Origin of the sequence: Bradyrhizobium sp., from assembly GCF_004799405.1 — a bacterium.
Taxonomy (GTDB): domain Bacteria; phylum Pseudomonadota; class Alphaproteobacteria; order Rhizobiales; family Xanthobacteraceae; genus Bradyrhizobium.
This window is the reverse complement of the sequence record NZ_SSMW01000093.1, coordinates 1-11665: the sequence shown is the minus strand read 5'-3', so window position 1 is coordinate 11665 and position 11665 is coordinate 1. Positions and strand designations below refer to the sequence as shown.

General features: G+C 62.4%; 11 protein-coding genes. 1 reads left to right on the top strand and 10 read right to left on the bottom strand.

Annotation, left to right across the window (positions count from 1 at the left end):
* Window positions 1–71: 71 nt before the first annotated feature.
* The 6 genes from E7813_RS15175 to E7813_RS15150 all read right to left on the bottom strand — a co-directional run bounded on the left by E7813_RS15175 (window position 72) and on the right by E7813_RS15150 (window position 6374).
* Window positions 72–986 (bottom strand): shikimate dehydrogenase, encoded by a 915-nt coding sequence (locus tag E7813_RS15175; protein WP_291575230.1) that lies wholly within the window; start codon window positions 984–986, stop codon window positions 72–74.
* A gap of 27 nt (window positions 987–1013) precedes the next feature.
* Window positions 1014–1844, bottom strand: a complete 831-nt coding sequence (locus E7813_RS15170) for an SDR family NAD(P)-dependent oxidoreductase (protein ID WP_291575228.1) — start codon at window positions 1842–1844, stop codon at window positions 1014–1016.
* A gap of 21 nt (window positions 1845–1865) precedes the next feature.
* Window positions 1866–2585, bottom strand: coding sequence for an RraA family protein (locus tag E7813_RS15165; RefSeq protein ID WP_291575226.1), 720 nt, complete (start codon window positions 2583–2585; stop codon window positions 1866–1868).
* A gap of 132 nt (window positions 2586–2717) precedes the next feature.
* The gene (gene pssA, locus E7813_RS15160) at window positions 2718–3590 is read right to left on the bottom strand and encodes a CDP-diacylglycerol--serine O-phosphatidyltransferase (protein WP_291575273.1); all 873 of its coding nucleotides are present in this window, start codon (window positions 3588–3590) and stop codon (window positions 2718–2720) included.
* A 79-nt stretch (window positions 3591–3669) separates the two neighbouring features.
* Window positions 3670–4368, bottom strand: coding sequence for a phosphatidylserine decarboxylase (locus E7813_RS15155; protein ID WP_291575224.1), 699 nt, complete (start codon window positions 4366–4368; stop codon window positions 3670–3672).
* Between the two features lie 47 nt (window positions 4369–4415).
* Window positions 4416–6374 (bottom strand): ABC transporter ATP-binding protein/permease, encoded by a 1959-nt coding sequence (locus tag E7813_RS15150; RefSeq protein WP_291575222.1) that lies wholly within the window; start codon window positions 6372–6374, stop codon window positions 4416–4418.
* A 215-nt stretch (window positions 6375–6589) separates the two neighbouring features.
* On the opposite strand from E7813_RS15150, the gene E7813_RS15145 reads away from it, so the two are divergent.
* Window positions 6590–7195 (top strand): TIGR00730 family Rossman fold protein, encoded by a 606-nt coding sequence (locus E7813_RS15145; RefSeq protein ID WP_291575221.1) that lies wholly within the window; start codon window positions 6590–6592, stop codon window positions 7193–7195.
* Between the two features lie 72 nt (window positions 7196–7267).
* Here E7813_RS15145 and E7813_RS15140 read toward each other — a convergent pair whose 3' ends face one another.
* The 4 genes from E7813_RS15140 to cysS all read right to left on the bottom strand — a co-directional run bounded on the left by E7813_RS15140 (window position 7268) and on the right by cysS (window position 11279).
* Window positions 7268–7651 (bottom strand): VOC family protein, encoded by a 384-nt coding sequence (locus E7813_RS15140; RefSeq protein ID WP_291575220.1) that lies wholly within the window; start codon window positions 7649–7651, stop codon window positions 7268–7270.
* A gap of 12 nt (window positions 7652–7663) precedes the next feature.
* Window positions 7664–9262 (bottom strand): citramalate synthase, encoded by a 1599-nt coding sequence (cimA, locus tag E7813_RS15135; protein ID WP_291575219.1) that lies wholly within the window; start codon window positions 9260–9262, stop codon window positions 7664–7666.
* On the bottom strand, window positions 9259–9771 hold the full coding sequence (locus tag E7813_RS15130; protein WP_291575218.1) for a GNAT family N-acetyltransferase: 513 nt from the start codon (window positions 9769–9771) through the stop codon (window positions 9259–9261). Before E7813_RS15130 ends, cimA begins: the two co-directional genes overlap by 4 nt.
* 113 nt (window positions 9772–9884) lie before the next feature.
* Window positions 9885–11279, bottom strand: a complete 1395-nt coding sequence (gene cysS / locus E7813_RS15125; RefSeq protein WP_291575272.1) for a cysteine--tRNA ligase — start codon at window positions 11277–11279, stop codon at window positions 9885–9887.
* Window positions 11280–11665: the final 386 nt, after the last annotated feature.

The window sequence follows — 11665 nt, the reverse complement described above, 5'->3', positions numbered from 1 at the left end:
AAATACTAGGCATGCGATCAACCCGCTGTGGTGCGGGACCTGAGAAGAAAGACAAGCGTCCCTGGCTCGTCTCAACGCCAATATCCGCTTGGGCTTCCGGTTTTGGCACCTGCGCAAGATGCTGTCGTTGCCTTCGCCATCACGTCATCGAATGCATTTCTCATCTCGATGATCGAAGGGGTAAGGCCCGTGAATAATTCGAACGCATCGACCGCCTGATAGATCGCAAGCTCGCCCCCGGTCATGATACGCGCGCCCCTCGCCTTTGCCGCCAGCAGCAGCGGCGTCCACAACGGCGAATACACAACGTCGGCAACCCACAGCCCGTCATGCAGGAGTGCATCGGGAACCGGCGTGCCCCGACTGGGAAGCATTCCCACCGGCGTCCCATTGACGAGGCCGACGGCGTCACGAAGCGCGTCCTCGACGCGGTCCACGACAACGATTCCATGAGATGCACGCAAGCGTGCCGCCAGACCGTCAGCCTTGGCGCGATCGGTATCGAATATCCTGATCTCGGAAACACCGAGGTCGGCAAGCGCAAACACGATGGCTTTGCCGACGCCGCCGGCCCCGATCACGGCCACCGCGCCGCGACCGGAGCTTGCGACCAGATCGCGCGCCGCCCGTGCAAATCCGGTGGTGTCGGTATTGTGGCCGAACAGCCTGCCGTCGCTGACCACGATGGTGTTGACCGCACCGAGAGCGGCCGCGGTCGGCGACAGTTCGTCCAACAGATCGAGCACCGCTTCCTTGTAGGGAAACGTCACGTTCACGCCCGCAAAGCCAAGGCGCCTGACGCCATCGAGCAACGCGCGCAGTTCCTCGCGATTGGCGCCGGCGACCTCGATCAGCTGATACAGGCAGCGCACACCCAGGGCATCGCCGGCCCGTTCGTGCATGGCCGGAGAGGCCGAATGCGCGATCGGGGCGCCGATCAATCCGGTGAGAAAGCGTTGACGGGTCGGCGCTGGAGGTTCGGACACGGTCAGCATCGTCTCCCGCATCAAATACTAACTGCGTGCCGGCAGGCCGGTGAGCTCAAGGCTGAGCGCGCGCAATCGCTGGCGGGGGGCCGCATCATAGGCCTGCGCATTGGCTTGTGCCTGCCGCATGCCGTTGAAAAACAGCCCGCTCTTGCCGGCCACGTCGTCACCGACGGCAAGATGCAGGATCGCTTCGCCGCCCTGCTCTACCGTGCTGATCGGCGTGATGCCGCCTTCCCGCACCATCGTAGTGTTCATGTAGGTGGCCGGATGCAGCGAATTCACCGTCACGCCCGAGCCCTTGAGTTCGTTGGCGAGATCGATGGTGAACATGATCTGCGCCAGCTTGCTTTGCGAGTAGGCGCGCCCGCCGTTGTAGCCCCTGGTGATCATCACGTCGTCGAAATCGATCGGATGCTGGCCGAGCGAGGCGACATTGACGATCCGCGACGGCGCGCTCGCCTTCAGCAGCGGAAGCAATAGCCGCGCGAGCAGGAATCCGGACAGGTAGTTCACCGCAAACCGCAGCTCGTATCCATCCGCACTGGTCCGCCGTTCGGATCCTTGCGTGCGCGACCCGATCCCGGCATTGCTGATGAAAAGCTCGAGCCGCTTGTGCTCGGCGATCACCTTTTCCGCCAACTGCCGCGCAGCTGCCAGCGACGACAAATCGGCCTGATAGAACATCGCTTCGCCGTGGCCTTCGCGCTTGATCTCTTCGATCAGCGTTTTGGCCCGCGCCTTGTCGCGTCCATGGATCAGGACTTTGGCGCCGGCGCCGGCGAGCTTGGCGGCGACATAGCGGCCGACGCCGTCGGTCGAGCCCGTGACCAATACCGTCTTGCCGTTCATGTTCATCGCGGGCAGCCCCGAAAACCGTCAGTGAATCTCGGCCGACTTGGCCAGCGCCTCTTTCAGCTTCTCAAGCGTGAATGACGGGCTGCGGGCGATTTCGAGGATCGGCGTTTCGCGGCGGCCGCACAGTTCGGCCGCATCCGGCAGCTTGGCGGCGATATCGAATGGAATCACGATGGCGCCGTGACGGTCGGCGTGAATGAGATCGCCGGAGCGCACGGTCATACCGGCGACGCGAACCTCGCCGCCAAAGCTTTCGGCGTGGACCCAGGCATGCGAGGGTCCGATCGAGCCGGCCAGCGCCTGGAAGCCCGGCGCCCATTGCGGGATGTCGCGGATCGATCCGTCGGTGATGACGCCGAGGCAGCCGAGCGCCTTGTGCACATTGCTCTGGACCTCGCCCCAGAACGCGCCATATCCCGCGTCGGCGCCGTCGATATCCTGGATCACGGTAATGCGCGGGCCGTGACCGGTGCCGACATATTCATAATAGGCGATCCGCCGTTTCGACTGCTCGGCGGCGGGAAGACCGGACTGAAGCACGGAGCGGATCGTCACCGTGCGCGCATATCCCACCATCGGCGGCAGATCCGGGAACGGGCACACCAAAGGCTTGGTGGTATAGCCGATCAGGCGACGGCCCGGTGCGACGATTTCCATCGCGTTACAGATCGTCGGGGTGTCGTAGCGCGCCAGCGCTTCAAGCAATGAAGCAGGCAGCGGCGCGGTTGCGGGTTCGGTCACGGCGTTCTCTCCTGATTTGGGGCCCGGCCCGTTTCGAGGGCCGGGTATCGTCTGCCTATAGCCGAGATCGGGATCGAACCCAACTCGGCGATCGCTCATGGCAGATATCCGGCAGATATCCGGAGGCGCGGCTCAATTCAGCCGCGCCGGCCGGTCATCGGGTGCCGGTTCGGGCGCGGCAAACGGCGGCGCTGGATTTACAGGGGCGACAGCCGCCGGCGCGACCGCCTGTGCGGCAGCGCGCCGCTCGTGGTCGCGATAGGATTTCCAGCCTGCCGGCAGGCTCAGCAGATACAGCACGGTGCAGGCGGAAAGAATATACCAGGGATAGCCGATCAACAGCGCGATGAAGAACACCACCGAGACGAAAACCGGCAGCACCATTTCCGGCGGCACGCGGAGCCGGACCGTCTTGCCGGAAAACACCGGTAGCCGCGACACCATCAGGAATGCGATCAGCAGTGTATAGAGTGCGGTCAGCGTCGCCGGAGATTTCGGCAAGCCCAGGAAGGCGAGATAGATCGGAAGCAGCACGGTGATCGCGCCCGCGGGGGCGGGAACGCCGGTGAAGTAATTCGCCGCGAACGCCGGCTTGTTCGGATCGTCCATGGTGGCGTTGAAGCGCGCCAGCCGCAGGCCGCCGCTGATCGCGAAAACCATCGCCGCGATCCAGCCGCCGTTGTTCAACTCGTGCAACTGCCAGAAATACAGGATCAGCCCCGGCGCCACGCCGAAATTGACGAAATCCGCGAGGCTGTCGAGTTCGGCGCCGAATTTTGACTGTCCCTTGATCATGCGGGCGACACGGCCGTCGAGACCATCCAGCACGGCGGCGAACACGATCGCCGCCACCGCCAGTTCCATCCGCCCTTCCGTCGACAGGCGAATGGCTGTCAGTCCCGCGCAGATCGCGAGCAGAGTGATGAAATTGGGCACCAGCATCCGCACCGGGATCGGGCGAAACCGGCGACGGCGCATTTCAGGCGATTTGGGATCGAACGGCATCTGCATGGCAGTCGGTATATAGCAAGCGTGAGCCTGCCGCGCCATTGGCCGGGACGATCTGATCCGGTCGATCGAATGGTTAATCGGCGCGGTAAGTCCGCCCGGTATCGCCCTGCCTGAAATCGGCCAGAATGGTCTCGCCGGCTACCGCGGTCTGGCCTTCGGAGACCAGCGATTTGGTGCCTTCGGGCAAATAGACGTCGAGACGCGACCCAAACCGTATCAAGCCGAACCGCTCGCCGGCGCCGATCGATTGCCCTTCTCGCACGAACGATACAATCCGCCGTGCCACCAGACCTGCGATCTGGATCACGCCGATGCGTCCGTTCGGCGTCGAGATCACAAGCGAATTGCGCTCGTTGTCTTCGCTCGCCTTGTCGAGCTCGGCGTTGATGAACGTGCCGGGACGATAGGCGATGCGGTCGATTCGCCCTGCCGCCGGGCTGCGGTTCACATGGCAGTTGAACACGCTCATGAAGATGGAGATACGCGGCAGCGGCCTGTCGCCGAGACCAAGTTCGGCCGGCGGCAGCACCTGCGTCACCATCGACACCAGTCCGTCGGCCGGCGCCACCACGATGCCTTCGCGTACCGGCGTCACCCGTACCGGATCGCGGAAAAACAGCGCGCACCACACTGTCAGCAAGGTGCCGATCCAGCCGAGCGGCGACCAGATCCAGAACAGAATGAGACTAACCGCGGCAAAGCCGCCGATAAACGGGTAGCCCTCCCGATGAATCGGCGGAATTTGCGCGCGGATGGAATTAACGATGGACATTGAGTCTCACTGTCGTTTGTTCACGCTTCAAGCACAGAGCTCGGCAATCATTCAGCAGCCGCAGGCGACACCAGCACGTCATCGACCGGCGGCGGCAGCCGGTTCGGCGCCTCGTCGTGGTCAGCGATCAGCGCCAGCTTCTCGCGCGCCTCCTGGGCCTCGCGCTGCCGGTTCCACATACTGGCATAAAGTCCACCCGTTGCCAAAAGCTGGGTATGGGTGCCGCGCTCGGCGATGCGGCCCTGATCGAGCACGATGATCTCATCGGCGCCGACGACGGTGGACAACCGATGTGCAATCACCAGCGAGGTGCGGTTGCGCGACACCCGCTCCAGCGCTTCCTGGATTTCATGCTCGGTATGGCTGTCGAGCGCCGATGTCGCCTCGTCGAGCACGAGGATCGGCGGACCCTTGAGAACCGTGCGCGCGATCGCGACACGCTGCTTCTCGCCGCCGGACAGTTTCAGGCCGCGCTCGCCGACCTGGGTTTCATATCCTTTCGGCGACATCCGGATGAAGCCGTCGATTTGCGCGAGTTGCGCCGCCTGTTCGACCTCGGCATCGTCAGCATCCCAGCGGCCGTAACGAATGTTGTAGCGGATGGTGTCGTTGAACAGCACGGTGTCCTGCGGCACCATGCCGATCGAGGCCTGCAATGAGGCCTGCGTGACTTTTCGGATGTCCTGGCCGTCGATCAGGATCTTGCCGCTGGAGACGTCGTAGAGCCGGAACAGCAGCCGCGAAATGGTCGACTTGCCGGCGCCGGACGGCCCGACAATCGCAACCGTCTTGCCGGCGGGCACCTCGAAGCTGAGGCCTTTCAGGATCGGACGCTCGGGATCGTAGGAAAATCGCACATCGTCGAAGCGCACATTGCCTGACGTGACGACCAGCGGCTGGGCCCCCGGAACGTCCTTGACCTCCGGCCTCCAGGCGAGAACGCCGAACATCTTTTCGATGTCGATCACCGCCTGCTTGATCTCGCGATAGACCATGCCCATGAAATTCAGCGGCTGGTAGAGCTGGATCATCATGGCGTTGACCATGACGAAATCACCCACGGTGTTTTTTCCGTTGCGGACGCCGATTGCGCACATCAGCATGGTCGCGGTCAGGCCGGCGGTGAAGATGATCGCCTGCCCGGTATTGAGAACCGCAAGCGAGGTGTAGGTTTTCACGCTGGCCTTTTCGTAGCGCTCCATCGATCGATCGTAGCGCCTGGCTTCGCGCTCCTCGGCGCTGAAATATTTGACGGTTTCGTAGTTCAGAAGCGAGTCGATCGCCTTGGTGTTAGCCTCGGTGTCGGAATCGTTCATCTTGCGGCGGATTTCGATCCGCCATTCGGTCGCCTTGTAGGTGTAATACATGAAGACCACGACGGTGATCATGGTGGCCAGCACATAGCGCCAGTCGAACTTCCACAGCAGCACGGCCATCAGCAGCGAGACCTCGACGATGGTCGGGGCCAGTTGCAGGATCACCATCCGGACGATGACTTCGATGCCGAGCCGGCCGCGCTCCAGCACGCGCGTCAATCCACCGGTCTTGCGCTCCAGGTGAAAGCGCAGCGACAGCTCGTGCATGTGGACGAAGGTGAGATAGGCGAGCTTGCGCACCGCATGCATCGCCACCCGGGCAAAAATGCCGTCGCGCCATTGGGTCAGCACCGCCATCAATATGCGCAAAGCTCCGTAACTGACGGTCATGATCAAGGGCGAGGCGATCAGCCACATCGTCCAGTTCGACGCTTGCACCGGCGCGGTATCGGCGCCGGTCAGGGCGTCGATCGCCCATTTGAACGTGAAGGGCACCGCGAGCGTCGCTACCTTGGCGATCAGCAGCAGCACCACCGACCAGACCACGCGCATCTTGAGGTCGACGCGATCGCTGGGCCAGATATACGGCCACAGGTGCACCAGCGTCCCGATCAGGGTCGCCTTTTCGATGGATTTGTCAGGCGTGGCCTTGGCCTCCCCGGCGGCCGGAAACGAATCGCTATCAGCCATCAGTCGTGCTGCCCGGAATCAACGGCGCGCCGGTGGGCGGCGCCTGCGCTTTTTTTGATCATCTGTTCGCTGTCATATAGAGCGTTTGGAGCGCCTATGCACCCTTGTGTCGCCGATTCTTTTGCGTTTTACGGGTACGCTGGAGGCAGAATCGCCAGACCCGCCAGCGCCTTCCACGCCTTGACGCGTTCACATTGCAGTGCCACATGGCCGACATGAACAAGATCAAAACCATCTGTGTCTATTGCGGCTCCGGCCCCGGCACCAATCCCCGCTTTATTGAAGCTGCCACCGCGTTCGGAAAGGTCATGGCCGAAAATGGCGTCGGCCTGGTCTATGGCGGCGGCTCGCTTGGATTGATGGGCGCGATAGCCACCTCCGTGATCGATCATGGCGGCATCGTTACCGGCATCATTCCGGACTTCCTCACGGCGCGCGAAAACGCGCTGGGACGGGTTCATGAACTGATCGTCACGGCCGACATGCACGAGCGCAAGCGGCTGATGTTCGAACGCTCCGATGCGTTCGTGGCCCTTCCCGGCGGCATCGGTACGCTGGAAGAACTGGTCGAGCAGCTCACCTGGCAGCAACTCGGCCGCCATACCAAGCCGGTGCTGCTGGCGAACATCGACGGCTTTTGGGAGCCGTTGCTGGCGCTGCTGACTCACATGCGCGCCACGCAATTCATCCGGCCGACTTTGAGCGTCGATATTCTCAAGGCCGAACGGGTGGAAGATATACTGCCGCGGCTTCGCGCCGCCGCGGCGCGGGCCCCGGAAGAGACCAGGCAGATGGCGCCCGAAGTCGCGCGCCGGCTTTAATTCCGCTCGAGCGGTTTTCAGCGAAGTGGATACCGGTTCGCGTTAAGAAAACGCGTCAAACTGAACGGGGCTCTAGCTGTCGTCGGCCGGAAACGTCACCACCTCGATCCGGTTGCCATCGGGATCCCTGATGAAGGCCGCATAGTAACGCACCCGGTCGTGCGGGCGCAGCCCCGGGCCGCCGTCGGATTGGCCGCCGGCACTGAGCGCCGCCGCATGGAACGCATCGATCTCGCCGGTCGATTTCGCCCGCAGACAGATATGCACGCCGCTATCGGGGGCGACCTGTGTCATATCGGCGCGAAGGTTGATCCAGAATTCCGGATAGCTCTTGCCGAATCCGACGGTCGCCGTCCGCGTCACCAGCCGCGTGAAGCCGAGCGGCGCCAGCGCCAATTCATAAAACCGCGCGGCGCGCTCCAGATTGCTGACGCCGACGGATACGTGATCGATCATCTGACCGCTCCCTCACGCCGGTGCGTTGGACTTGACTAGCTTGTAGACCACCGAATCCATCAACGCCTGGAACGAGGCGTCGATGATGTTGGGCGAGACGCCGATCGTGGTCCAGCGCTCACCCTGCTCGTCCTCGCTCTCGATCAGCACCCGCGTGACCGCTTCCGTGCCGCCATTGAGGATACGCACACGATAGTCGATCAGCTTGAGGTGTTCGATGTACTTCTGGTATTTGCCGAGGTCCTTGCGTAGCGCGACGTCGAGTGCGTTGACGGGGCCGTTGCCTTCGGCCGCCGAAATCAGCCGCTCGCCGGCAACGTCGACCTTCACCACCGCCATCGCCACCGTGACACGCTGGCCGTTGGCGTTGTAGCGCTGCTCGACATTGACGTCGAACTGCTCGACCCGGAAATATTCCGGCACCCGGCCGAGCCGGCGCCGCGCCAACAGGTCGAACGACGCGCTGGCGGATTCATAGGCGAAGCCGGATGCCTCGCGCTCCTTCAGTTCCTCGACCAGGCGCACCAGCCTCGGGTCGTTCTTGTCGTAGGCGATCCCTGCCCGATCGAGTTCGGCGATCACGTTCGAGCGCCCGGCCTGATCGGACACCAGCACCTTGCGATGATTGCCGACCGTTTCAGGCAAGACATGCTCGTAGGTCTGCGGATCCTTCAGCACCGCGGAAGCGTGAATGCCGGTCTTGGTGACGAAGGCGCTTTCGCCGACATAGGGCGCATGCCGGTTCGGCGCGCGGTTGAGCATGTCGTCCAGCGTCCGCGACACTTTCATCAGGGTCGCCATCTTGCCGGCGGAGACGCCGATATCGAAGCTGTCGGAAAACTCGGACTTGAGCCGCAGGGTCGGGATCAGCGAGCACAGATTGGCGTTGCCGCAGCGTTCGCCGAGACCGTTCAACGTGCCCTGGATTTGCCGCACGCCGGCGCGCACCGCGGCCAGCGAGTTGGCGACGGCCTGGTCGGTGTCGTTATGGGCATGAATGCCGACGTGATCGCCGGGAATGTGTTTCACCACCTCGGTGACGATGGTCTCGATCTCGTGCGGCATGGTTCCGCCATTGGTGTCGCACAGCACCACCCAGCGCGCGCCGGAATCGTAAGCCGCTTTCGCGCAGGCCAGCGCGAATTCCGGATTTTCCTTGTAGCCATCGAAAAAATGCTCGCAGTCGAGCATGACCTCGCGGCCAGCGGCTTTCGCGGCCGCAACACTGTCGCGGATCGAGGCAAGATTCTCCTCGTTGGTCGTCTCAAGCGCCACGCGCACCTGATAGGCCGACGACTTCGCGACAAAGCAGATCGCATCGGCTTTCGCTTCGAGCAGCCCCGCCAGACCCGGATCATTCGAGGCCGAACGGCCGGGGCGCCGCGTCATGCCGAACGCCGTGAAGCGGGCGTGATTGAACGCGGGTTTCTCGGCAAAGAATTCGGTGTCGGTGGGATTGGCGCCGGGATAGCCGCCCTCGACATAGTCGATGCCGAGTTCGTCCAGCATCTGCGCGATCACCTGCTTGTCATGCAGGGTGAAGTCGACGCCATTGGTCTGCGCGCCGTCGCGCAGCGTGGTGTCGAACAGATAAAGGCGTTCGCGGCTCATGTCGGGCCTCCGGGCACGGCGTTATCGGCCAGATTCTTCTGCATCGTGGTATTGGCGAGCCATTCGCCGTTGACCGTCACGGTGTTGCGCTGCTTGCCGACATAGCCGCGCTTGGCGAAAAACGGCTGCGCATTGTCGCTGGCATCGACCGTCAGACTCTTGGCACCGCGGCCGCCGGCGAGCTTTTCCAGCGCCTCGCACAACATCGACGCGACGCCCTGGCCGATGGCTCCCGGATGAACATAAAGCATGTCGATGTGGTCGGCGCCTTTCAGCGAAGCAAAGCCGACGGGTGAATTCTGCATCGTGGCGATCAGCGTGAGTTCGCTGGCCAGACGCTTGCCGAACTGTCCTTCATCATCGGCGGCGGAGGCCCAGGCTTCCTGCTGCGCCTCGCTGTAATCGTCGCCGGTCAGCTGCTCGATCGCGGCAATGAAGATCGCCGCCAGGATCGGCGTGTCCGCCGCCAGAAACGGCCGCAACGCAGCTTTGGGCAACGCCTGTCCCATGCTCTAGAATACCCCAAACAACTTCAGCGCCAGCACGATGGCAGCGGCGATGACGGCCCATTTGATGAAGATGTAATAGCGCCAGTGTTTTGGAAACGGCGTGTCGGGCTTGCTCATCGGGCGATCTCCCAGGTGGTGCCATCCTTGGAATCCTTGATGACAACGCCCATCGCGGCAAGCTGGTCGCGGATGCGATCGGATTCCCTAAAGTCCTTGCGCGCACGCGCAGCGGTGCGATCTGAAATCAAGCTATCGACATGTTTCGCATCGACGCCACTCGCTTGTTCCTTTCGGCTCTTCCACTGCGCCGCGCTCTCGGACAGGAAACCAAGAAGCCGCAAAGAGGCCGCAAACGCACCGCGATCCCGTTTGTTTCCCGAAGCCGCACTCTTCCGCAAGCCGTGAAGCGAGGCGATCATCTGCGATGTGTTCAGGTCGTCCGAGAGAGCTTCGATAACGGCTTCGGATGGCGCGCCGCCTTTGGTGTCCGCTGCCACCCAATACCAATCGTCGAGCGTCTTTGCGCTTTCTTCCACTCCCTTCAACGTCCAGTCGATCGGCGAGCGATAGTGGGTCTTCAGCATATTCAGGCGCAGCACTTCTCCCGGCCAATCCGCCAGCAACTCCCTGATGGTCACGAAATTACCGAGACTCTTCGACATCTTCTCGTCTTCGACATTCACGAAACCATTGTGCATCCAGCAATTGGCCATGGTCGCGGTGCCGTGTGCACACCTGGATTGCGCGATCTCGTTTTCATGATGCGGAAAGATCAGATCGAGACCACCGCCATGGATGTCGAAGACATCCCCGAGATAGGCCGCACTCATCGCCGAGCACTCGATGTGCCAGCCGGGACGTCCCCTGCCCCACGGGCTTTCCCAGCCCGGTTCATCGCCGGAGGATTGCTTCCACAAAACGAAGTCGGCCGGATTTTTCTTGTGCGCGTCGACGGCGACCCGCGCGCCGGCGAGTTGCTCCTCCAGCTTGCGGCCCGACAGCTTGCCGTAATCAGGCATCGATTGAACGTCGAATAATACCTCGCCGCCGGCTTCATAGGCATGACCGCCCGCGATCAATTGCTTGATCATCGTCACCATGTCCGCTTTGCCGTCCGAACGCGGCAGCACGAAATCGGTCGCGCGCGGTTCGAACGTCGGCGGCAGGCAACCCAGCGCTTTCGCGTCGGCGTGAAACTGGTTCGCGGTGACTTCGGTGACTTTCCGGATCGCCTCGTTCAGCGGCAGGCCGGGGAAATCCCGCACCGCGCGGTCGTTGATCTTGTCATCGACGTCGGTGATGTTGCGGACATAGGTGACGTGGTTCTCGCCGTAGCGATGGCGCAACAGGCGGAACAGGACGTCGAATACGATCACCGGGCGTGCGTTCCCGATATGCGCGAAGTCGTAGACCGTCGGTCCGCACACATACATGCGCACGTTGTCAGAATCGAGCGGCACGAAGGTGCGCTTCTCCCTAGTCAAGGTATCGTAGAGTCGCAGTTCCATGGATATCCCGTCGGTAGTGCCGCCGATTTGAAGTTCCTGTCCCGTAGCCGCAAATCCGATCAGGAACTTCAAATCGAAAAGCGGCACTACAATTGTATTTCTGGTCAGTGTCCCCTGCGGCTCTCGCGTTCGCAAACACGCTCGCGGCGATGCCGTGCGAACGCGAGAGCCGGGGACACTGCCGGCCGGGCGTCCAGTGATCTCGTGTGAGAAAAGACGGCCTCAGCCAGCGAATCGCTAGCTCATAATCTCGCGGCAAATGCCACAAAAGGCGAGAAAACCGTTCATGCGGGATACCATGGGCCAGCCTGGGGGATGGCGTCAAGGGGCCCAGGAAAGGCCGATTTGGGTCACGAAACCGCCCCGGCAACCAGGGTTAATCATCC